Source organism: Ottowia sp., from assembly GCF_047601385.1.
Lineage (GTDB): Bacteria > Pseudomonadota > Gammaproteobacteria > Burkholderiales > Burkholderiaceae_C > Ottowia.
The window spans coordinates 3,829,542-3,852,822 of record NZ_JASGJP010000001.1; the positions used below are offsets into that span (position 1 = coordinate 3,829,542).

A 23,281-nucleotide genomic window follows, 5' to 3' on the forward strand; every position below is an offset into this window, starting at 1 on the left:
TTGGCTCTTGATTCTTGGGTGGCTGCTGGAGGCGCTGTAGGCCGGGATTTCGCCCCGGCGGGCGACCTACTTTCTTTGCTTCGCCAAAGAAAGTAGGCAAAGAAAGGCGACCCCACTTCGCGTGTCCCTCCGCTGCGCTGCGGGCAACCTGCGGTGCTCGGTCGCGGGGCGGCATTGCGGAACTCACTGCGCGCCTGCGGCGCTGCGTTCAGACAACCGCAATGAGTCAGCGCACGAAGCGCGTGCATGCTGCGCTGCACGCGCCCGCCCCACGCCCTGCGCTCCTCGGCACGCGCAGAGGGGAGGGGAACCCCCACGGGCCATCGCTTCGCTCGGCCTCCAAGGCGCAGGCGCTTCGCGCCGCGCAGCCTGGGCCGAGCGCAGCGATGGCCCGAATGGACTTCAACCCCCCTGTGGCTGCGCCTGCGGCGCGGGGCTTGCGGGGTGGCGGCTGCACCGCAGGATGCAGCCGCTTCGTGGACTGACTCGCCGCGGTTGTTTGAACGCAGCGCGCAGCGCGCAGTGAGTTCTGCGGCGCACCCCGCAAGCCCCGCGACGCAGGTTTGCCCCGCAGCGCAGCGAAGGGGTCGCAGACTTGGGGTCGCCTTTCTTTGGTTCCTTTCTTTGGCGAGACAAAGAAAGGGACTGCGCCGCCGGGCGCACATCCCGGCCGACAGCGCCTCAAAAAAAACAAACGACAACTTCATACGCTCTGCCGCTCATTGCCGGTGTGCGAGAAATGCCGCAACCCGATGTCATCCGACAGCCGCCCGCCGACCTCGATGTCGTGCTGCAACAGCGCCTGCAAGTGCACGAAGTCGCCGATCGCGTCCGACTGGCACAGCCGCGGCAGATCGGTCGCGGCGGGGCTTTTCAGGCGGGCGGACAGGTCTTCCACCGGCTGCGCCTCGTTGGCGTGCAGGCGTTCGAGCTGCGTCTTCAGCGTGCTCACCACCCAGCCGATCGAGCGCGGGTTCTGCCGGTTCAGCACCACGTGCTCGATCAGCGCGGCGATGGCGCGGCTGCGCTGGTGGCGGGCGTGGAACGAGATGCCGGAGTCGAACAGGTCCAGCACCACCCCGTAGCCCGCCGCGTCGTGCACGGCGTTGGTGTAGAAGCCCTTGGACAGCGCGTCGCACAGCCAGGTCAGCCGCTCGATCTGGCGGCCGGCGGACATCATGCGCCAGCCGTCGTCGCGCCACATGCGGTCCATCTGCGCGCCGGTGACGGCCGCCAGCGTGCGCGACAGCCGCGCCAGCACGGGCAGCGCGTCGGCGGCGGCGCCGGGGCCGGCGTGCAGCAGCTCGCTGGCCTCGATCTGGAAGCGCTCCTCGGCCTCCTTGATGAAGCTCCAGTGCTCTGGCGAGAGCCGCTCGCGCACGGCCTGCGCGGCGCCGCGCAGGCCGTGCAGGGTCTGGCCGACGCCGGGCTCGTCGGCGCCGCCGGCCAGGCCCTGGATGAGCCGGCGCTCGAATTCGGCGCGGTCGTCCAGCGGCGAGGGGCAGTCCTCGGGCACCAGGGCGGCGGCCTCGGCGAGCTGGCCCAGCCACATCAGCAGCGCCAGCGAAGGCTCCTCGTCGCCGTGCAGCGCGTCCAGCACGATGCGCGCCAGGCGGGTGCCGTTCTCGGCGCGTTCGGTGTAGCGGCCCAGCCAGAAAAGGTTCTCGGCCGCGCGGCTGGTGACCAGGCGCTCGCGCTGCACCAGCGTGGTGGCGTGCGGCGTGATGCCGGCCAGGCCCGCGCCGGGGTCGAAGTCGGTGTCCTCGAACGCCGGCGCCTCGCCCAGCACCCAGGTGTCGGCGCTGCTGCCGCCCATGGCCATGCTGGCCAGGCCCGCGCTCTCGCTGACCAGGCGCGTCATGCCGCCGGGCAGCACGCGCCAGCTGCCCTGGCCGTCGCACAGCGCGAACACGCGCAGGATGGCGGCGCGCGACTGCATGTGCGCTTCGGCGCCGTGGCCGGCCCAGACGGGCATGCGCGAGGCCGGCAGGTAGGCCTGCACCGTGTGCTCCTCCGGCACGCGCTGGATGCTGGCGCGCCAGGATTCCAGCACCTCGGGGCTCATCAGCGGCCCGACGCCGGCGCTGAAGGTGCCGCGGCTGGTGGACCAGGGGTAGGTCGGCTTGACGACGCTGTGCGCCAGCATCGGCAGCGCCTCGCGCAGCGCGGCCGGCTCGCCGCACCACCAGGTGTGCAGCGCCGGCAGCGCAAGCTCTTCGCCCAGCAGGTGGCGCGTCAGCGCCGGCAGGAAGCCCAGCAGCGCGCTCGATTCCAGGAAGCCCGCGCCTGGCGCGTTGGCCACCAGCACGTTGCCGGCGCGCACCGCCTGCAGCAGGCCGGGCACGCCCAGGCGCGACTCGGGGCGCGTCTCCAGCGGGTCGAGCCAGGCGTCGTCCACGCGCTTGATCAGGCCGTGCACCGGCCGCAGGCCGTGCAGCGTCTTCAGGAACAGGCGCTGGTTGCGCACCGTGAGGTCGCTTCCCTCGACCAGGGTCACGCCCAGGTAGCGCGCCAGGTAGGACTGCTCGAAGTAGGTCTCGTTGTACGGCCCTGGCGTGAGCAGGGCGATGTGCGAATCGGGGCCGCCGGGGGCCATGGCTTTCAGGGCCTCGATGAAGTGGCGGTAGGTGGCGGCCAGGCGCCGCACGTTCATGCCGCCGAAGGCCTGGGGGAACTGGCCGGAGACGGCCACGCGGTTCTCCATCAGGTAGCCCAGGCCGGAGGGCGCCTGGGTGCGCTGCGCCACCACCCACCAGTAGCCCTTGGGGCCGCGCGCCAGGTCGAACGCCACCATGTGCAGGTGCATGCCGCCCACCGCCGGCACGCCGTGCATGGCGCGCAGGTAGTCGGGGTGGCCCTGCACCAGGGCGGCGGGCAGCAGGCCGTCCTTCAGCAGGCGGCGCTCGCCGTACATGTCGCGCATCACGGCGTCGAGCACGCGCACGCGCTGCAGCACGCCGGCCTCGATGCGCCGCCAGTCGGCGGCGGGGATGAGCAGCGGGAACAGGTCCAGCGGCCAGGGGCGCTGCAGGTCGGCCTCGTCGGCGTGCACGTTGTAGGTGACGCCGTTGTCGCGCAGCTGGCGCCGCAGGCGGGCTGCGCGGTGGTTCAGGTCCTCGGCCGGCTCGCGGCCGAGGTAGCTGAAGAACGCGGCCCAGGCGGGCGCTGGCGGCTGCGCGGCGGGCAGCGCCACACCGACGCCGGTGGGCACGCCGTGCATTTCGTCGAACCAGGCCGAGTCCGGGAAGGTGTGGCCGCCTGGCGGCGCAGGGCGGGGGCTCGGGCTGTCCGATGGTCGATTCAGCGGCAAATCCATGCGGCGTTCATTGTCGCATCCGCACCGCATCGGTGCGCCGCAGATCCAGCGTGCACGGGAACTCGCGCGAGCCCGGCAGGTGCAGCGTGGCCGGCGGCACGTCCATCGCCCCGGCGGTGTGGCCGATGCGGAAGAAGCGCGCCAGGCGGCGGCTTTCGGCCTCGTAGGCGTTGACCGGGAAGGTGCCGTAGTTGCGCCCGCCCGGGTGCGCCACGTGGACCTGGCAGCCGCCGACGCTGCGGCCGGCCCAGGTGTCCAGCACGTCGAACACCAGCGGGCCGTGCGGCTTGATGGTGGGGTGCAGCGACGACCAGGGGTTCCACGCCTTGAAGCGCACGCCGGCCACGAACTCGCCCTCGGCGCCCAGCGGTTGCAGCGGCAGCGCGTGGCCGTTGCAGGTGATGGCGTAGCGGCTGGGGTTGAAGCCGGCCACGTGCACCTGCAGGCGCTCCAGCGACGAGTCGACGTAGCGCGCGGTGCCGCCGCCGCTGCTTTCCTCGCCCATCACGTGCCAGGGCTCCAGGGCGTTGCGCAGGGTCAGGCGCATGCCCAGCAGGTCGAGGTCGCCGACGATGGGGAAGCGGAACTCGAAGTGCGGCGCGAACCATTCGGCCTCCAGCGCGAAGCCGGCCTGCCGCATGTCGTCGATCACGTCCTTGAAGTCGGCGTGGATGTAGGCCGGCAGCATGAAGCGGTCGTGCAGCTGCGTGCCCCAGCGCGCGGCCGGCGCGCGGTAGGGCGTGCGCCAGAAGCGCGCCACCAGCGCGCGCATCAGGAGCTGCTGCGCGATCGACATGCGCGCGTGCGGCGGCATCTCGAAGGCGCGCATCTCCAGCAGGCCCAGGCGGCCGGTGGGGCCGTCGGGCGAGTACAGCTTGTCGATGCAGAACTCGCTGCGGTGGGTGTTGCCGGTGACGTCGATCAGGATGTTGCGCAGCGTGCGGTCCACCAGCCACGGCGCCATCGCATCACCGTATTCGAGCCGGGCCTTGTGGATCTCCTGCAGGGCGATCTCCAGCTCGTACAACTGGTCGTTGCGCGCCTCGTCCACGCGCGGGGCCTGGCTGGTGGGGCCGATGAACAGGCCGCTGAACAGGTAGCTGAGCGAGGGGTGGTTGTGCCAGTAGAGGATCAGGCTGGCCAGCAGCTCGGGCCGGCGCAGGAAGGGGCTGTCGGCGGGCGTGGCGCCGCCCAGCACGAAGTGGTTGCCGCCGCCGGTGCCCATGTGGCGGCCGTCGGTCATGAACTTCTCGGCCGACAGGCGGCTCTCGAAGGCGGCCTGGTAGAGGAACTCGGTGTTGTCCACCAGCTCGCGCCAGTTGTGGGCGGGCTGGATGTTGGCCTCGATGACGCCGGGGTCGGGCGTGATCTGGAGCATCTTCAGGCGCGGGTCGCGCGGCGGCGCGTAGCCTTCCATGACGAGGGGCAGCTTCAGCTCGGCCGCCGTGGCCTCGATGGCGGCCACCAGGGCCAGGTAGTCCTCCACGTGGTCCAGCGGCGGCATGAAGACGTAGAGGATGCTCGACTGCCCGGGCTTGAGCGCGTATTTGTCGATCGCCGCCTGGTGGCGGCCGCGCGCGGCGCGCTGGGCTTCGGCCTCCTCGTCGTCGCCCATGATCTCGGGCAGCGCGCTTTCGGGGGTGTGCGAGCGCACCGGGTCGCGCACTTCCACGCACAGCGCGGTGCGCGGCACCCAGGCGGCGGATTCGAAGCGGCGCGGCTCATGGTCGCGCGGGTCGGCCGCGCCGTCGGAGGGCGGGTCGCCGTCGGGCAGCGGGGCCTCGGGCGCGAACGGGTCTTTCGGGAACAGGTGGGCGTGCTCCTCGTCGCTGACCCAGGGCAGGCTGTTCAGCGGCAGCCGGAAGCCCATGGGCGAATCGCCGGGCACCAGGACCATGCGGTCGTCGCGGAACCACCAGCGGCCGGTGAGCCAGCGGGGGCGCTGGTCGGGCGGCACGTCGCGCAGGAACTCGGGCGTGGCGTCCAGCCCGGAGGTGGCGCGCAGCGGCAGCAGCCAGCCGACCGGCTTGTCCAGCCCCTGGGTGAACACGCGGCGCAGGCGGGCGCGCTCCATCTCGTCGTCCAGCTTGCTGTCGAACGGGTCGACGTTGACCGGCAGGTGCCGCTCGCTCTGGATGTAGTGCCAGGGGTCTTCGTGGCCGGCGCGGATGGTGTCGGTGCCCACGCCCAGGCGCCGGGCCAGCGCGGTGACGAAGCGCTCGGCGTCTTCCGGCCGGGCATGGTGCGGCTGGCGCTCGTCGGCCAGCAGGGCGGGGTCGTGCCACAGCGGCTGGCCGTCGGGGCGCCAGAACAGGCTGAGCGCCCAGCGCGGCAGCTGCTCGCCGGGATACCACTTGCCCTGGCCCAGGTGCAGGAAGCCGCCCGGGCCGTAGCGCGCCTTCAGGCGGTGCAGCAGGTCGAGCGCGAACACGCGCTTGGTGGGGCCGAGGGCGGCGGTGTTCCATTCGGCGCCGTCGCGGTCGTCGATGCCGACGAAGGTGGGCTCGCCGCCCATGGTCAGGCGCACGTCGTCAGCCGCGAGGCGCGCGTCCACCTCGTCGCCGAGCGCCAGGATGGCGTCCCACTGCGCATCGGTGTAGGGCAGGGTGACGCGCGGCGACTCGTGGATGCGCGTGACGCGCATGTCGTGCCCGAAGGTGACCTGGGCGTCGTCCACCAGCCCCTCGATCGGCGCCGCGCCCGAGGGCTGGGGCGTGCAGGCCAGCGGGATGTGGCCTTCGCCCGCCAGCAGGCCGGAGGTCGGGTCCAGCCCGATCCAGCCGGCGCCGGGCAGGTACACCTCGCACCAGGCGTGCAGGTCGGTGAAGTCCACCTCGGTGCCGCTGGGGCCGTCGAGCGATTTCTGGTCGGCCTTGAGCTGAATGAGGTAGCCCGAGACGAAGCGCGCCGCCAGCCCGCAATGGCGCAGCAGCTGCACCAGCAGCCAGCCGGAGTCGCGGCACGAGCCGCTGGCCTTGGTCAGCGTCTCCTCCGGCGTCTGCACGCCGGGCTCCATGCGGATCAGGTAGCGGATGTCCTGCTGCAAGCGCTGGTTCAGGTTGACGAGGAAATCGATGATGCGCTGGCGTCCCCGGTCCACGCCTTCCAGGTATTTGGCGAAGGCCGGGGTCAGCGGTTCGCGCGCCAGGTAGGGGGCGAGCTCCTCCTTCAGCAGCGGCGCGTAGTCGAAAGGGAAGTGCTCGGCCTCGGGCTCCAGGAAGAAGTCGAACGGGTTGAACACCGCCATCTCGGCGACCAGATCGACGGTGACGGTGAACTCGGTCGTCTTCTCCGGGAACACCAGCCGCGCCTGCCAGTTGGCGAACGGGTCCTGCTGCCAGTTGATGAAGTGCAGCGCCGGCTCGATCTTGAGCGAGTACGAAATGATCTTGCTGCGGCAATGCGGGGCAGGGCGCAGGCGCACGATCTGCGGGCCGAGCTGCACGGGGCGGTCGTAGCGGTACTGGGTGACGTGGTGGAGGGCGGCGTGGATGGACATGGGTTTTCCTGGCGGGGTACGCTCCGGCATCCTAGCAATCGGCAGGCCACGTCGGCGAAGTTTTGGCCAAATAGGGCTCCAGCGCCCGCCAGTCAAGCGCTGGCAGCTATGAAAAAAATAGTTACCGATCCGTGATCGATCCGGCCCCCGCCTCCACCCCGGCACAGCGTGCGGGCGCCGCCCTGGCCGTGTTGCCGGCGGGCCTCGTCGCCGGGACGGCCTTGCAGGTGCGGCAGCCGGAGCTGTGGCCGCCGCTGGCCTACGGCGCGCTGGCGGCGGCGGGCGCGGCGCTGGCCCTGCTGGCCTGGGCGTGGCGGCGGCATCGGGCGGCGCTGGCGCTCTGGGGGCTGGCCGGCGCGCTGGCGGCCTTCGCCGGGGTCGGCCTGCGCGCGGGCGCCACGCTGTCGCACGCGCTGACGCCGGCGCTGGAAGGGCGCGACGTGCAGGTGGTGGGCGTCGTCGGCCGCATGCCGCAGCGCGGCGAGGCCGGCTGGCGCATGCGCTTCGACGTCGAGCAGGCCGTGCTGGACGGCCAGCCCGCGGCGCTGCCGCCGCGCATTCAACTGGCCTGGTACGACACGGCGGCCGAGCCGCAGGCCGGCGACCGCTGGCGCTTCACCGTGCGGCTGAAGGCGCCGCACGGCAACCTGAACCCGCACGGCTTCGACCACGAGCTGTGGCTGTGGGAGCAGGGCGTGCAGGCCACCGGCTACGTGCGCACCGGCCGCGTGGGCCCGCCGCCCGAGCGCCTGGCCGCCGCCGCCGCCCACCCGCTGGAGCGGCTGCGCCAGCGCGTGCGCGACCGCATCCTGGCCGGCGCGGGCGGGCCGGGCGGCGAAAGCGACGCGCGGCGCTTCGCCGGCATCGTGGCCGCGCTCGCCACGGGCGACCAGAACGTGATCGAGCGCGCCGACTGGGACGTGTTCCGCGCCACCGGCGTGGCGCACCTGATGAGCATCTCCGGCCTGCACATCACCATGTTCGCCTGGCTGGCGGCGGCGCTGGCGGGCGCGCTGTGGCGGCGCGGCGGCCGGCTTTGCCTGTGGCTGCCGGCACCGCACGCGGCGCTGATCGGCGGCGTGCTGCTGGCCGCCGCCTACGCGCTGTTCAGCGGCTGGGGCGTGCCGGCGCAGCGCACCGTGCTGATGCTGGCCACCGTGGCGGCGCTGAAGCTGGCCGGGCTGCGCTGGCCCTGGTGGATGACCTGGCTGCTGGCCTGCGCGGCGGTGCTGGCGGCCGACCCGTGGGCGCTGATGCAGGCCGGCTTCTGGCTCAGCTTCGTTGCCGTCGGGGTGCTGTTTGCTACCGATACAGGAGCTGCCAGCGCACGCCAGACGGGCGCTAGGCCCCGATTTCTTCAACTGCTGCGCGAGCAGGGCGTGGTCACCCTGGCGCTGACGCCGCTGTCGCTGCTGCTGTTCGGCCAGGCCTCGGTGGTGGGGCTGGCGGCCAACCTGCTGGCCATCCCGTGGGTGACGCTGGTGGTCACGCCGCTCGCGCTGCTGGGCGTGCTGTGGGCACCGCTGTGGACCGCCGCCGCCTGGGCGCTGGCGCCGCTGGCCGCGCTGCTCCAGGCCCTGGCCGCGTGGCCGCTCGCCAGCGTGGCCGTGCCCGCCGCGCCGCTGGCACTGGGGGCGGCGGCGGTGGCCGGCGGCGTGCTGCTGGCGCTGCGCTGGCCCTGGCCGCTGCGGCTGGCGGGCGTGCCGCCGCTGCTGGCCTGCGCGCTGTGGCAGCCGGCGCGGCCGGCGCCGGGCGCGTTCGAGCTGCTGGCCGCCGACGTCGGCCAAGGCGGCGCCGTGCTGGTGCGCACCGCCACCCACACGCTGCTGTACGACGCCGGCCCGCGCTACTCGCTGGAGAGCGATGCCGGCCACCGGGTGCTGGTGCCGCTGCTGCGCGCCGGCGGCGAGCGGGTGGACACCCTGCTGCTGAGCCACCGCGACAGCGACCACGCCGGCGGCGCCGCCGCCGTGCTGGCCATGCAGCCGCAGGCGGCGCTGCTGGCTTCCTTCGAGCTGGCCCACGCGCCGCGCCAGCGCTGCCAGGCCGGTCAGCGCTGGCAGTGGGACGGCGTGCGGTTCGAGCTGCTGCACCCGCAGGCGGGCGACTATGCCGCCGACCGCAAATCCAACGCCATGAGCTGCGTGCTGCGCGTGTTGGCCGCCGACGGCGCCGGCGCGCTGCTGCCCGGCGACATCGAGGCCGCGCAGGAGGCCGCGCTGGCCGCGCGCAGCCCGCCCGGCGCGCTGCGCGCCGACGTGCTGCTGGCGCCGCACCATGGCAGCCGCGGCGCGTCCAGCGCGGCGCTGCTGGACGCCGTGCGGCCCCGCTTGGCGCTGGTGCAGTCAGGCTACCGCAACCGCTTCGGCCACCCCGCGCCCGAGGCGGCGGCGCGTTACGCGGCGCGTGGCATCCCCCTGGTTGATTCACCAACATGCGGCGCAATGCACTGGAATAGTGCTCGCCCCAGAGAGGTGCGCTGCGAACGCGCGCTGGCACGGCGCTACTGGCACCACCGGCCCGATCTCTCGGCGCCGGCCCCTGCGGCAACACCCTGATGGCCGCATGGCCCGCGACTTGCTATCCTGTTCCCTACCAGGAGAGAGCACAGGCCATGCACCCATTTGATGAAATGCACGCCGCCGGCAATGCCGTGCGTGCGCACTACCAGAGCTACGCCGGCTGGCTGAGCACCCAGGACGGCGCCACCATGAATGCGCGGCGCGAGGAGGCGGAGATGATCTTCCGCCGCGTCGGCATCACCTTCGCCGTCTACGGCGCGAAGGACGAGGACGGCGCCGGCACCGAGCGGCTGATCCCCTTCGACCTCATTCCGCGCATCATCCCCGCCGACGAATGGGAGGCCATGGAGCGCGGCCTGGTTCAGCGCGTGACGGCGCTCAACCGCTTCCTGCACGACGTCTACCACGAGCAGGAAATCCTCAAGGCCGGCATCGTCCCGCGCGAGCAGGTGCTGAACAACGCGCAGTACCGCCCCATCATGCAGGGGGTGGACGTGCCCAACGGCATCTACTCGGCCATCTCCGGCATCGACATCGTGCGCGCCGGCAACGCCCAGGGCGGCGGCGAGTACTACGTGCTGGAAGACAACCTGCGCGTGCCCTCCGGCGTGAGCTACATGCTGGAGAACCGCAAGATGATGATGCGGCTGTTCCCCGGCCTGTTCGCCAGCCACCGCGTCGCCCCCGTCGCCCACTACCCCGACCTGCTGCTGGAGACCCTGCGCGCCAGCAGCCCCAGCGCCACCGCCGAGCCCACCGTGGTGGTGCTCACGCCCGGCATGTACAACAGCGCCTATTTCGAGCACGCCTTCCTGGCGCAGCAGATGGGCGTCGAGCTGGTCGAGGGGCAGGACCTGTTCGTCAAGGACGACTTCGTCTACATGCGCACCACGCGCGGCCCGCAGCGGGTGGACGTGATCTACCGCCGCGTGGACGACGACTTCCTCGACCCCGAGGTGTTCCGCGCCGACTCGTCGCTGGGCGCCGCCGGGCTGATGCGCGCCTACCGCGCCGGGCACGTGACCATCTGCAATGCGGTGGGCACCGGCGTGGCCGACGACAAGTCGATCTACCCCTACGTGCCCAAGATGATCGAGTTCTACCTGGGCGAGAAGCCGATCCTGAACAACGTGCCCACCTACATGTGCCGCAACGCCGACGACCTGAAATACGTGCTGGCGAACCTGAAGGACCTGGTGGTGAAGGAAGTGCACGGCGCCGGCGGCTACGGCATGCTGGTCGGCCCCGCCGCCACGCAGGCCGAGATCGAGGCATTCCGCCAGGCCGTGCTGGCCAACCCCAGCGGCTACATCGCCCAGCCCACGCTCAGCCTGTCGAGCTGCCCCACCTTCGTCGAGAGCGGCGTCGCTCCGCGCCACATCGACCTGCGGCCCTTCGTGCTGTCGGGCAAGGAGGTGCAGATGGTGCCCGGCGGCCTGACGCGCGTGGCGCTCAAGGAAGGGTCGCTGGTCGTCAATTCGTCCCAAGGCGGCGGCACCAAGGACACCTGGGTGCTGGAAGTCTGACCTTCACGAGAAACGAGATTCCCATGCTTTCCCGTACCGCCGACCACCTGTTCTGGCTATCGCGCTACACCGAGCGCGCCGAGAACACCGCCCGCATGCTCAACGTGCACTACGAGACCTCGCTGCTGCCGCAGTCGGCCGCGGTGTCGCAATACGGCTGGCTGGGCGTGCTCTCGCTCTCCGAGCTGCTGCCCGACTACACCGCGCGCCACGGCGAGGTCACGCCGCAGGGCGTGATGCGCTACATGGTGCTGGACGAGCAGAACCCTGCCTCCATCATCAGCTGCCTGAAGGCCGCGCGCGAGAACGCCCGCGCCGTGCGCGGCACCCTCACCACCGAGGTGTGGGAGACGCTGAACCAGACCTGGCTGGAGATCGACCGCCTGCGCCGCAGCGGTGCCTTCGAGCGCGATCCGGGCGAGTTCTTCGAGTGGGTCAAGTTCCGCTCGCACGTCTCGCGCGGCGTCACCTTGGGCACCATGCTGCAGGACGAGTCCTTCCACTTCCTGCGCCTGGGCACCTTCCTGGAGCGGTCGGACAACACCGCGCGCATTCTCGACGTCAAGTTCCACGCCGTGCAGAGCGATTTCTTCGGCAGCGCCAGCGAGCGCGACCTGGAGTACGACTTCTACCACTGGTCCGCCATCCTGCGCAGCGTGAGCGGCTTCGAGATCTACCGCAAGGTGTACCGCGACGTGATCGTGCCCGAGCGCGTGGCCGAGCTGCTGATGCTGCGCGCCGACATGCCGCGCTCCCTGCGCCACTGCATGGCGGCGGTGCTGGACAACCTGACCCAGGTGGGCGCCAGCCCCGACGGCGCAACCATGCGCCACGCCGGCCGCCTGGCCGCCGACCTGCGCCACGGCCACATCGACGAGATTTTGGCCACCGGCCTGCACGCCTTCCTGACGCAGTTCCTCGACCGCGTGAACCAGTTGGGCGCGCACATCAGCCGCGACTTCCTGGTGCCGAGCTGAAAGCTTCGGTCAGCGCGGCGCCGGCGCCGCCAGCGGGTAGCGGCCGGCGTTGCGCCGCGTGCCGCGACTTGCAGCAGGTTGATCACGCCTATCACGTCGTCCACCAGCCCCACGGCTTTCTCCAGCGCGTCGGCCTGCGCCTGCGACTGCACGCAGCCCTTGAGCGTGACCAGCCGCCGCTCGCCCAGCACCCACACGCTGGTGTCGCCGAAGCGGCCGTCCTCGCGGATGGCGAGTCGCACGCGCGGGACGATCTCGGCGTCATACAGGTAAGAGTTGGGCAGGCGGCAGCGCCCCGCGCGGTAGCAACTGCCGCCGTGCTGCGCGCGCACGTGGGCCATCTCGCGCACTTCCGCCGCCGTGTACAGCGGGCCTTCGGGCACCGGGCACTGCGGTAGGCCCGAGGTGGCCTGCACGAATGGGTCGTTGAAGGCGTTGGTGCGCGGGCTGGCATCCGTTGGGCTTGCCTGCGCCGCGGCCGAGGCAGTCAAGCTGACCAAGACTGCGCCCGCGCAGGTGGCGCGCATTAGCCGGCAAGAGGTGAGGGTGGGCATTCAGGCGGCATTGTCCGCCGCGCGTCGTGCGGCCACCAGAAGAAAGTACGGCTGGTTCCGCCCTACCGTTCACTCGGGGCGCTGGCCTATCTGCTGCATCGATGGACCTCCAGGCCGAAAAAACGTAATCTGACCCCGATATTTCCAAAAAACGTAATCTGACCCCGATATTTCCCCTTCGGATTTGAATCCGCCGGGTCTTTGTCCAAGTACTCAATCTCCCCGCCGCCCCATTGCATCCGCTACTTCCTGCCCCAGCTCGATCACCGCCATCGCGTAGTAGCTGCTCCAGTTGTAGCGCGTGATGGCGTAGAAATTCTCTGTGCCGGCCACGTATACGGGCGCGTTCCCGGGCAGGGTTGGGTCGCCGTTCTGCAACTCGATCAAGGCCAACTGGCCGGGGTGGGCCTGGCCGTCGGCGTCCAGCACGGCGCCCTTGGCGGTGAAGCTCTGCGGGCTGAACGTGGGCAGGATGTCGGGCGCCAGCAGCGCGTCCAGGTCGGCGCCGGCGGGCAGGCGCACGGCGTAGTGGGTGGGCAGGCCGGGCTGCCAGCCGTATCCCTTGAAGTAGTTGGCGACGGAGCCGATCACGTCGGCCTCGCTGTTCCACAGGTCCACGCGGCCGTCGCCGTCGAAGTCGATGGCGTATTTGACCCAGCTCGACGGCATGAACTGCGGCATGCCCATGGCGCCGGCGTAGCTGCCCAGCGGCGCGCCGGGGTCGATGCCGGTGCGCTGGGTGAGCGAGAGGAACTGCTCCAGCTCGTCCCTGAAGAAGGCCCGCCGCGCCTCGGCGCGCGGGTGCGCGGCGGGGAAGTCGAAGGCCAGGGTGGCCAGCGCGTCGAGCACGCGGAAGCTGCCGGTGTTCTGGCCGTAGATGGTCTCGACGCCGATGATGCCGACGATGATCTCGGGCGGCACGCCGAACTCGGCCTGCGCGCGGGCGAGGGTGGCGCGGTTGCGCTCCCAGAAGCGCACGCCGGCGCGGATGCGCACGGGGTCGATGAAGCGGCTGCGGTACACGCGCCAGTTCTTGGCGGTGCCGCGCGCGGGCGGCAGCATCAGCCGCGGCACGTTGGGCAGGTACAGCGCCTGGCCGATGGCGGCGCGGGTCCATTCGGGGTCGAGGCTGCGGCGCTCGGCCACTTCGGCGGCAAAGTGCATGGCGTCGTCGCGCAGGACGTAGGGGCGCTCGGCGGGCTGGGTGGATCGCGATTTCTTTGAGCCATTTTGGGCGCTGGCGCCCGTCCAGAAAGCGCTGACAGCTATCGTAACGATAGCAATCAAAAGGCCGCGGAGCAGGCCATGCCAGCGAACGCCATGCACGGGCTTGTACCGGGCATTGGCGTTGTCCCCCCTCCCGCGGGAGAGGGGGGAAGGCGCCGAAGGCGACTCAGGGGGGTGTTTCATATTTTTGCCATGAAAACTGGCGGAACTCGCGGTGCAGTTTAGCCAGCGTGCGGGGCTGCCCCGCAGGCGCGTAGCGCAGGCGCTCCAGCGCCAGCAGCCAGTCGGCGAGCTGGCGGCGCAGCTCGGGCGGCAGGCTGCTGGCCTGCACGCGCCCCAGCAGCTCGCGCGGCGGGGCCTGGGGCGGGGCGCTGACGCCGGCCTGGCCCAGGCGGCGGCGGGCGCGCGCCAGCAGGCGCAGCCAGGGGTCGTGCTGGCTGCGCTCCCAGCGCGCCCACGCCGCGCCGCCCAGCGCGGCCACGGTCAGCAGGCCGGCCAGCACCTTGCCCAGGTCCTGCCAGCTCGGGCTCTCGAAGCCCAGGCTCTTGAGCATGTCGAACTGGCGGCTCTGGGTGTAGTTCAGCACCCACTGGTTCCAGCCGTTGTTGACGGCCTCCCAGGTGGCGCGCAGCTGCGCCAGCAGGGTGGGGCTCCAGCGGCCGACGGCGCCGGCCAGCGCGCCGTCGGGCAGGCGCAGGCGCTGGAGCTGGCCGACGCGCCCGGGCGAGACGGCGCCGGTGGGGTCCACGCGCACCCAGCCGCGATCGGCGTGCCAGACTTCGGCCCAGGCGTGGGCGTCGGCGTTGCGCACGGTCCAGTAGCCGTCCACGCCGTTCAGCTCGCCGCCCTGGAAGCCGGTGACGATGCGCGCCGGCACGCCGGCGGCGCGCATCAGCACCACGAAGGCGGAGGCGATGTGCTCGCAGAAGCCGGCCTTGGTGTCGAACCAGAACTCGTCCGCCGTGTGCTGGCCGACCACGCCGGGCTCCAGCGTGTAGCCGTAGCCGCCGGTGCGCAGGCGCTCCAGCGCGGCGCGCACCAGGGCGGGGGCGTCGCCCTCGGGGTGCTGGCGGCGCAGCTCGCCCGCCAGCGCCAGCGTGCGGGGGTTGAAGCCGGCGGGCAGGCGCAGGAAGGCGTCCATGTCGCGGCGCGGCTTGCCGTCCCAGCCGGCGAGGCCGTAGCGGAAGTCGGGGTAGCTCTCGGCCTGGTAGCGCAGCAGGTCGGTGAGCGGGCGGTAGGCCAGCCATTGCAGGTCGGCCGTCATGCGGGCGCGCAGGCCGGCGGGCAAGTCCAGCGGGCGCGGCGCGGCGTCCAGCGCCAGCAGCCAGGGGCGCTGGCTGGGCTCCAGCGTGACCTGGTAGCGGACGGGCGCGCCGCGCACCTGCAAGTCGCCGGGGCCGGGCGCCAGCGTGGCGTCGAAGCCGTCGCCGCCGCCGGCGGCCGTCCAGCGCCGGCCGTCGAAGCGCGTCAGCACCGGGCCGCGGAAGTAGAGCTGGCTCTGCGGCGGCGGCGCGCCGTCGAACCTCACGCGCATGGCGATGCCGTCGTCCAGCGCCAGCTCGGCGACGGCCCCGACCTCCATGGTGGACGAGAGGCCGCTGCGGCCCAGCATGGCGTCGCTCGGGATGCCCCACAGCGGCGCGAAGCGCGGGAAGAACACGAACAGCGCCAGCATCACCGGCGCGCCGGCCAGCGCCATCCTGGTGGCCGTCCAGGCCGACTCGCGCAGGCTGGGCTGGCCGACCGGGCGGTGCGCGTTGACCAGCGCCGTCAGCAGGCCGAGCAGCGCCACCAGCATCGCCGCCGCGGTGGCCAGCGACTGCGAATGGAAGAAGTTGGTCAGCAGGGCGAAGAAGCCGAGGAAGAACACCACCAGCGCGTCGCGCCGGGCGCGCAGCTCCAGCGTTTTCAGCGCCAGCAGCATCACCACCAGGGTGACGCCGGCGTCGCGCCCCAGCAGCGTGCGGTGGGTGGCCCAGGTGGCCGCCAGCGCCACCGCCAGCAGCGCCACCAGCACCCAGCGCCCCGGCAGCGGCCGCCCGCCGACGGCCAGCCAGCCGCGCCACAGCAGCACGCCGGCCGCCAGCGCGCTGGCCCAGGCGGGCAGGTGGGCGACCTGCGGCAGCATGACCCAGGCGATCACCGCCAGCAGGAACAGCGTGTCGCGGGTTTCGCGCGGGAGGTGAGCGAGGGTGGCTTTCACGTCAGTTTTGCCCCGTCATTCCCGCGCAGGCGGGAATCCAGAGACGCTGTACAGGACGCACTGGATCCCCGCCTTCGCGGGGGCGACGAGGGAGGGATGGCAAAAGGGAGTGTTTCATGCCAGCGCCAGTGCCTCCAGGCAGCGCATGCGATGGGCCGCGCCGCCGCCGGGCGCGATCTCCACGCCCGGCAGGCGCAGGCCGTAGTCCAGGCCCTGCGCGTCGGCGGCCAGCACCCAGGCGGCCAGGCGGGAAAGGCGCGTCTCCGTGTCCACCTGGCCGGCGCGGGCGAAGTCCAGCCACAGCTCCTGCCGCTGCATGTGCACGGTGTCGCGCGCCACCAGCTCGCCCGACTTGGCGAACTTCTTCCACACGATCAGCTTCATCGGGTCGCCGCGCTGGTAGCCGCGCACGCCGTCGAATTCGCCGCTGGCGCGCGCGCCGCCGGCCAGGCCCGTGCCGGCGCGCGGCTCGCCGGGCGGCAGCGGCTGCGGCGGCGCTTCGGGCGCGGGATAGACCAGCGCCTGCGCGGCGGGGCGCCACACCGTCCAGACGCGGAAGGTGCCCAGCGGGTAGCGCGTTTCGGCGGTGAGCAGGGGCACGCGGTGCAGGCCGCGGCGCGGCGGCTTGAAGCTGACCTGCACCGTGGATTCGCCCTGGCCGGGCACGTCGGCCCAGGCCCAGTGGTCGGTGCCTTCCAGCGCCACGCCGATGGCGTGGCGTGGCGCGCGGCGCGCGTTGGCCAGCTTGATCTGAAGCACCGCCAGGCCGCCGGCGAACAGCGGCTGTGGGGGTTGCAGGTGCAGGCTCAGGCCGCGCAGCGTGTTGTGCCCGACCACCATGCCGGCGGCGGCGCAGCCGGCCAGCAGGAAGGTCAGCAGATAGCCCAGGTTGAGCTGGTAGTTGATGGCGGCGATGAGCAGCACCAGCAGCGTGGCGGCCAGCATCCAGCCGGCGCGGGTGGGCAGGATGTAGACGTTGCGCTGGGTGAGGTGCCAGGTGTCGGTGAGCGGCAGGCGGGCGTGCCACCAGCCGCGCAGGCGCGCGCGGGGTGACCACGGTGCTTCTTTTTTCATAGCTTGTGGCGCTTGATGGGCGGGCGCTGCGGGCATATTTGGTTCTTAATCTTCCGCTGGATGCTGGCTGCGCGGCCGCGCGCGCATTCCGGCCGGCGGCGCCTCCGGTCCCATCCAGGGCAGTTCAGGAAGAAGCCGGCTCGCCATACCGCTGCACCAGGGTCCATGCCGTCACCGCGATCACCGTGCAGGCGGCCAGGTAGGCCAGCGCCATCGGCCGCGCCGTGCCGTCCATCGCGCGCCCCAGCCACAGCCCGACCGGGAAGGCGGTGGCCATCATGATGAAGCCGTTCAGCGCCGAGGCCGCGCCGGCCATCAGGGGGAACGGCGCCACCGTGCCGCTCTGGCTGACCGGCTGGTGCACGCCGTGCGCCATGACGAACAGCGCCTGCGGCAGCACCACGGCCCACGCCCCGTACCACGGCCGGCCCCAGCCAGCCCAGGCCAGCGCGGCCATCGACACGCCGGCGGCGAAGCTCGCGCAGCCGGCCGCGAACACCGCGCGCCGCATGCCCCGCCGCACCAGCAGGCGCCGGCACACCATCGTGCCGGCGATGTACAGCACCGACTGCCCGGCCATGATGGCGCCGTAGGCCAGCTTGCCGACGCCCAGCCCCTCGATCAGCACGAACGACGAGGCGGCCAGGAAGATGAACAGCCCCGTGTAGGAGCTCGTGGCCAGCAGCGAATAGGCGATGAAGGTGGGGTGCCGCGCGATCCGCGCCCACGAGCGCCACAGCGTGCGCGGCGCCAGCGCGTTCGGGTTGGGCGCGGCCAGCGTCTCACGGAAGCGCAGCGCCAGCAGGCCCCAGGCCAGCACGCCGAACGCCACCAGCACCATCATGGCGGCGCGCCAGCCGAACAGCTCGGTCAGCAGGCTGCCCAGCGGCGCGCAGGCGATGGCGATCACGCCCAGGCCCGACAGGCCCTTGGACATCATGCGGGCGCCCTCCAGCGGCGGGTAGAGGTCGCGCACGACGGCGCGCGCGCACATCACGGCCGCGCCCATGGCCGCGCCCTGGGCGACGCGCGCGGCGATCAGCAGCGCCATGTTCGGCGCCAGCACGCAGGCGATGGAAGCCAGCACATAGGCGCCCAGGCCCCACAGCAGGATCGGCCGGCGCCCGAAGCGGTCCGACAGCGGCCCCCACACCAGCTGCGAGGTGCCGAAGGCCAGCAGCAGCGCCGCGAAGGTCAGCTGCACCTGCGGCATGGGCGCGCGCAGATCCCGCTGCAGCGCCGGTAGCGCGGGCAGGTAGACGTCGGTCGTGACCGGCTGGATGCCCAGCAGCAGCGCCAGGACCACGACGACGAACAGGGCGGGCATGGCCGGCGCGGCCGCGGGCGCGGCGCCGGCGTCGGGAGCGGCGGAGGACACGCGGCGAGCGTAGCAGATCGCCCCCGCCGGGCGCGGGGTTCAGAGCCGCGCCAGCGCCGGGCCGCCGGCGCCGAAGCAGCGCGAGCCGAACAGCCTCGGCAGCGCCGCGCGGTAGGCGTCCTGCCCGACCGCGTTGGTGTCGTGGTGCGAGCCGCCTTCGACCAGCACGAACTGCTTGGGCTCGGCGGCGGCGTCGAACAGGCGCTGGCCCAGCGCGGGCGGGATCAGCCGGTCCTGCGCGCCATGCACCACCAGCACCGGCGAGCCCACGCGCGCGATGCGCCCGGCCGAGTCGAAGCGCTGGGTGATGAACGGGCCGATCGGCAGCCAGCCCCACTTCATGGTGCCGGCCACGTCGGGGATGGAGGTGAAGCTGCCCTCCAGGATCAGCCCCTGCTGGTCGCGCGCCTGCTCGGCCAGCGCCACGGCGATGCCGCCGCCCAGCGAGTGGCCGAAGATGAAGCGCTGCGCGCCGGGGTGCCGGCGCGCCAGCCAGGCCCAGGCGGCGCGCGCGTCCTCCACCGCCATGGCTTCGGAAGGCAGCTCGCGCGAGGTCTTGCCGAAGCCGCGGTAGTCGATGGCCAGCACCGAGAAGCCCAGTTGCTGCATGCGGCGGATGCGGCCGGCCGAGCCGCGCACGTCCCAGCGCGCGCCGTGCAGGTAGAGCAGCACCGGCTGGCATGCCGTGCCGGCGGACGTGGTGGAGGCGCCGGCGGCGTGCCACAGGCCGTGCAGGCGCACGGGCTGGCTGGTGACGGCGGAGTCGTATTCGATCCACACGTCCTGCATGCCTTCGGCCATGCTGGCCGAGCCGCCCCAGGCGCGGTCGGTGGGCTGGAATATCCAGGCGCGCTGCTTTTCGTCGAGCACGGCGCAGCCGGCCAACAGGAGCCCCGCCAAGCCGGCCCCCAGCGCCAGCCTGGCGGGGGAAAGTCGCCACCAATTCATCACCCGCTTCGGATGCTGCCGGCGGCGGAAAGTTCTGCGGCCGCCTCGCGGCGGGCCAGCCCGGCTACTGCGACATGGTCAGGTGCTGCGCGCGCTCCCAGGCGGCGCGGGCGGCCGGGCTGGCCTCGGGCCAGTCGAGCCGCGACTTGCCGCGGTAGATGTCCCAGTCGGCGGCCAGGCTCTCCTGCACCTCGTCGAAAGAGCGGCCCTGGTGCTTGTGCACGTCGCGCCAGCCGAGGGCGTAGGCGGGGCCGTAGTCCTCGTAGGTGAAGCGGTCGGCGTAGTAAGGCTCGCTGACGTGGGCTTTCTTCCAGTGCGCGTGCTCCACGGTGGGATCGATGGCCTCCGCCACGGCCTTGCCGGCCAGCCCGCCGGCCACGGCACCGATGGCGGCGCCCACCACGGTGCCTACCGGCCCGGCGACGGTGCCCACTGCGGCGCCCGCCGCCGCGCCGCCGGCCAGCGCGCCGACGCCGGTGCCGATGGGGTGGGCGCCCGGTGCGCCGGTGAGGGGGTCGGGGTTCAGAATCCTTGGGTTGCTTGGTCATGTCCGTCTCCTGCGTCGAGGGTGGGTGCGAACGGATCGCACGAAGGGAGTACGCCAGCGCCGGCCGTATCGGCCGGAGCGCAAGGCGTATTTGCAGGCTATGCCCGGCGCGGGCCCGGGCTTGTAGGACAGGCGCGGCACGGCGTGTGCGCGCTGGCGCGCAACAGGTATCAGGCAGTGTGGATGGCGGACGCGGCTGGGAGTCTGCGCGGCAGAACCTGCGCCGGCTGCAACGCGCGAGAAAACGGTCCATCGCGGCGCTACCGCCTGCGCCCAGGGGGCCTACCCTGGGCTTGTCGGTATCACCACGCTGTCCTCGTTTTTCGCGCGTTTCGCTTCGGCGGCTTCTGCCGCGCAGACTCCTAGCGCCCGCGCATGAACAGCGCGTCCAGCTCGCGCATCGAGAGCTGCCGCCAGGTCGGGCGGCCGTGGTTGCACTGGTCGCTGCGCTCGGTGGCCTCCATCTGGCGCAGCAGGGCGTTCATCTCCTCGGTGGTCAGGCGCCGGTTGGCGCGCACCGCGCCATGGCAGGCCATGGTGGCCAGCAGCTCGTGCTGCGCGCGCTGCACCACCGTGGCGGCCTCGTGCTGGGCCAGTTCGGCCAGCACGCCGCGCGCCAGCTCCACCGCGTCGCCGGCCGCCAGGGCGCTGGGCACGGCGCGCACGGCCAGGGTCTTGGGCGAGAAGGGGGTGATCTCCAGCCCCAGCGTGCGCAGCGCGTCGGCGGCGGCCTCGGCGGTGGCCACCTCGGTCGGCGTGGCGGCGAAGGTGGCGGGGATCAGCAGCGGCTGGCTGGCGATGCGCGCGCCGTCCAGTTGCGCCTTGAGCCGCTCGTAGACGATGCGCTCGTGCGCGGCGTGCATGTCCACCAGCACCAGGCCGGCGTGGTTCTCGGCCAGGATGTAGACGCCGTGCAGTTGCGCGACGGCGCGGCCCAGGGGCCAGTCGTGAGCTTCTTCCCGCGGCGGGGCAGCGGGAGCAACCGCATCGCCGCCGGCCACTGGCGCGGGCTGCCACAGGGCGCGCAGCTCCTCCACCGCATGACGCACGTCTGCTGCGGTATTGATAGCTGCCGGCGCAAGCTGCATCTGCGCTGGAGGCCGAAAAGGCATTGAAACACCGGGCGCTCGCCAGGGCGTCGCGTCATCGGCCGGCGCCGTCTGGCCCGCCAGCGCGGCGCGCGGCGCGGCCAGCGCGTTCTCGATGGCGTGGCGCACGGCCTGGTGCACCTCGCGGCTGTCGCGGAAGCGCACCTCGATCTTGGTGGGGTGCACGTTCACGTCCACGCGCGCGGGGTCGATGTCCACGTACAGCACGTACACCGGCTGGCGGTGGCCGTGCAGCACGTCCTCGTAGGCGGCGCGCGCGGCATGCTGGATGACCTTGTCGCGCACGAAGCGCCCGTTGACGTAGGCGAACTGCTGGTCGGCGCGCGAGCGGGCGTGGTCCGGCAGGCCGGCGCGGCCGGTGACGCGCACGCCGCCGGCGCGGTGGTCCACCGCCACCGACTGCGCCAGGAAGTCGTCGCCCAGCACGTCGGCCAGGCGCTGCTCGCGCCCAGGCTCGTCCGACGGGTCGCCGGGCTGGCCGCGCCACTGCTCGATCAGCCTGCCCTCGTGCCAGATGGCGAAGCCCACGTCGGGCCGCGCCAGCGCCTGGCGGCGCACGGCCTCGATGCAGTGCGCCAGCTCGGTGGCGTCGGTCTTGAGGAACTTGCGCCGCGCCGGCACGCTGAAGAACAGCTCCTTGACCTCCACCGTGGTGCCGACGGCGCGCGCGGCCGGCTTCAGCTCGCCCGTGCGGCCGTCCAGCAGCTGCGCATGGTTCTGGCCGTCAGCGCGCGTCAATATGGCGGTTTCAGCTATCGAATTGATGGCGGCCAGGGCTTCGCCGCGAAAACCCATGGTGCCCACGGCTTCCAGCTCTTGCAGGCTGGCGATCTTGCTGGTGGCGTGGCGGCGGAAGGCCAGCGGCAGGTCCGGCGCGTCGATGCCGCTGCCGTCGTCCTCCACCGCGATCAGCCGCACGCCGCCGGCGGACAGGCGCACGGTGATCTGCGTGGCGCCGGCGTCCAGCGCGTTGTCCAGCAGCTCGCGCACCACCGAGGCCGGGCGCTCGACGACTTCGCCGGCGGCGATCTGGCTGATCAGCTCGTCGGGCAGTTCGCGGATGGGGCGGCGGGAAGAAGACATGGCGGGATTCTAGAAAGCACCGCCACCGATAATCCCGCCCATGGACATCGTGATGCAACTGGTCGACTTCATCCTGCACGTCGACCGCTACCTGGGCGCCTTCGTCGCGCAGTACGGCGCGTGGGTATACGCGCTGCTTTTTTTGATCGTCTTCGTCGAGACCGGCGTGGTGGTGATGCCCTTCCTGCCCGGCGATTCGCTGCTGTTCGTGGTGGGCGCACTGGCCGGGGCGGGGCACCTGAGCTACCCGCTGGCCTGCGTGGTGCTGCTGGTGGCGGCGATCCTGGGCGACCAGTGCAACTATTCCATCGGCCGCTATTTCGGGCCCAAGGTGTTCCAGTGGGAGGATTCGCGCTTCTTCAACCGCCGGGCGTTCGACCGCGCGCACGCCTTCTACGAGCGCTATGGCGGCGTGACGGTGATCCTGGCGCGCTTCATGCCCTTCATCCGCACCTTCGTGCCCTTCGTGGCCGGCGTGGCGGAGATGGCGCGCGGCAGGTTCACGCTGTTCAACGTCGTCGGCGCGCTGATCTGGGTGCTGGGCCTGGTGACGGCGGGCTACGTGTTCGGCAACCTGCCGTGGGTGCAGGCCAACCTGAGCAAGATCATCTGGGCGCTGATCCTGGTGCCGGGCCTGATCGCGCTCTACGGCGGCTGGAAGGCCGGCCGCGCCGAGCGGCAGGGCGCCGTGGGCTGACCCGGCCAAGAAAAAGGCCGATGCCCTTGCGGGCACCGGCCGAACGGAGGAGGAGAACTAGCAGAAACACTGGCTGCGCAAGCAGGGCTTGACCAGCCAGCCTCCATTTAACGCCCGTGGCGGCCCGGCGGGTGTAGGACAGCGGGCATCCCCGGGGTACGGCGCCGCCCTTGGCGCACAAAAGTTCACGCTTTTACCCCGTCATTCCCGCGCAGGCGGGAATCCAGTGGCGGTGCACAGGGCGCACGGGATCCCCGCCTGCGCGGGAATGACGAGAGGGAGCGCGGGGATGACGAAGCAGTGGGCTTCATTCCGGGAGTATCTGTCTCTAGCGCGTGACCGGCAAGCGCCAGCGGTCATGTGATGAGGGAGTATGCGTCTCAGCTGTCGATGGCGCCCAAGCGCTACCCGCAGCGCGTCAAACCCAAAGAGCCCAAAGGCCCTGGAGCGGGCCGGCCATGCAAGACGCTCCGCGACCAACCGCTGGCAGCGCGTCAAACCCAAAGAGCCCCAAGGCCGCGGAGCAGGCCGGCCATGCAAGACGCTCCGCGACCAACCGCTGGCAGCGCGTCAAACCCAAAGAGCCCCAAGGCCGCGGAGCAGGCCGGCCATGCAAGACGC

The 23,281-nt window shown here is 72.1% G+C and carries 13 protein-coding genes and 1 pseudogene; 4 read left to right on the forward strand and 10 right to left on the reverse strand.

Annotated elements, in window-relative coordinates; genetic code table 11:
• Nucleotides 1–703: 703 nt before the first annotated feature.
• Nucleotides 704–3,316, reverse strand: coding sequence for a circularly permuted type 2 ATP-grasp protein (locus QM772_RS18545; RefSeq protein WP_415139134.1), 2,613 nt, complete (start codon nt 3,314–3,316; stop codon nt 704–706).
• 7 nt (nt 3,317–3,323) lie between these two features.
• Nucleotides 3,324–6,815 (reverse strand): DUF2126 domain-containing protein, encoded by a 3,492-nt coding sequence (locus tag QM772_RS18550; RefSeq protein WP_415139136.1) that lies wholly within the window; start codon nt 6,813–6,815, stop codon nt 3,324–3,326.
• Between the two features lie 131 nt (nt 6,816–6,946).
• On the opposite strand from QM772_RS18550, the gene QM772_RS18555 reads away from it, so the two are divergent.
• The 3 genes from QM772_RS18555 to QM772_RS18565 are packed head-to-tail and all read left to right on the forward strand — an operon-like array spanning nt 6,947 to nt 11,840.
• A complete protein-coding gene (locus QM772_RS18555) occupies nt 6,947–9,373 on the forward strand; it encodes a DNA internalization-related competence protein ComEC/Rec2 (protein WP_415139138.1) in 2,427 nt (808 codons plus the stop codon).
• 56 nt (nt 9,374–9,429) lie between these two features.
• On the forward strand, nt 9,430–10,863 hold the full coding sequence (locus tag QM772_RS18560; RefSeq protein WP_415139140.1) for a circularly permuted type 2 ATP-grasp protein: 1,434 nt from the start codon (nt 9,430–9,432) through the stop codon (nt 10,861–10,863).
• 23 nt (nt 10,864–10,886) lie between these two features.
• Nucleotides 10,887–11,840, forward strand: a complete 954-nt coding sequence (locus tag QM772_RS18565) for an alpha-E domain-containing protein (protein ID WP_415139142.1) — start codon at nt 10,887–10,889, stop codon at nt 11,838–11,840.
• Between the two features lie 122 nt (nt 11,841–11,962).
• Here QM772_RS18565 and QM772_RS18570 read toward each other — a convergent pair.
• The 8 genes and pseudogenes from QM772_RS18570 to mutL form a co-directional block, all read right to left on the reverse strand.
• Nucleotides 11,963–12,394: pseudogene (locus tag QM772_RS18570) on the reverse strand (BON domain-containing protein); the annotation flags it as partial.
• A gap of 213 nt (nt 12,395–12,607) precedes the next feature.
• Nucleotides 12,608–13,696 (reverse strand): lytic murein transglycosylase B, encoded by a 1,089-nt coding sequence (mltB, locus tag QM772_RS18575; protein WP_415139648.1) that lies wholly within the window; start codon nt 13,694–13,696, stop codon nt 12,608–12,610.
• Between the two features lie 91 nt (nt 13,697–13,787).
• Complete coding sequence (locus QM772_RS18580) at nt 13,788–15,824, reverse strand: transglutaminaseTgpA domain-containing protein (RefSeq protein WP_415139144.1); 2,037 nt, start codon at nt 15,822–15,824, stop codon at nt 13,788–13,790.
• Nucleotides 15,825–15,938: 114 nt separating this feature from the next.
• On the reverse strand, nt 15,939–16,934 hold the full coding sequence (locus QM772_RS18585) for a DUF58 domain-containing protein (RefSeq protein ID WP_415139146.1): 996 nt from the start codon (nt 16,932–16,934) through the stop codon (nt 15,939–15,941).
• Between the two features lie 88 nt (nt 16,935–17,022).
• Nucleotides 17,023–18,276, reverse strand: a complete 1,254-nt coding sequence (locus QM772_RS18590; protein WP_415139148.1) for a multidrug effflux MFS transporter — start codon at nt 18,274–18,276, stop codon at nt 17,023–17,025.
• A 39-nt stretch (nt 18,277–18,315) separates the two neighbouring features.
• On the reverse strand, nt 18,316–19,224 hold the full coding sequence (locus QM772_RS18595; RefSeq protein WP_415139150.1) for an alpha/beta hydrolase: 909 nt from the start codon (nt 19,222–19,224) through the stop codon (nt 18,316–18,318).
• Nucleotides 19,225–19,288: 64 nt separating this feature from the next.
• The gene (locus QM772_RS18600; RefSeq protein WP_415139650.1) at nt 19,289–19,753 is read right to left on the reverse strand and encodes a glycine zipper domain-containing protein; all 465 of its coding nucleotides are present in this window, start codon (nt 19,751–19,753) and stop codon (nt 19,289–19,291) included.
• A 380-nt stretch (nt 19,754–20,133) separates the two neighbouring features.
• Entirely contained in the window at nt 20,134–21,963 is a 1,830-nt protein-coding gene (mutL, locus tag QM772_RS18605; protein ID WP_415139152.1) for a DNA mismatch repair endonuclease MutL, read from the reverse strand.
• A 40-nt stretch (nt 21,964–22,003) separates the two neighbouring features.
• On the opposite strand from mutL, the gene QM772_RS18610 reads away from it, so the two are divergent.
• Nucleotides 22,004–22,660 (forward strand): DedA family protein, encoded by a 657-nt coding sequence (locus tag QM772_RS18610; protein ID WP_415139154.1) that lies wholly within the window; start codon nt 22,004–22,006, stop codon nt 22,658–22,660.
• Nucleotides 22,661–23,281: the final 621 nt, after the last annotated feature.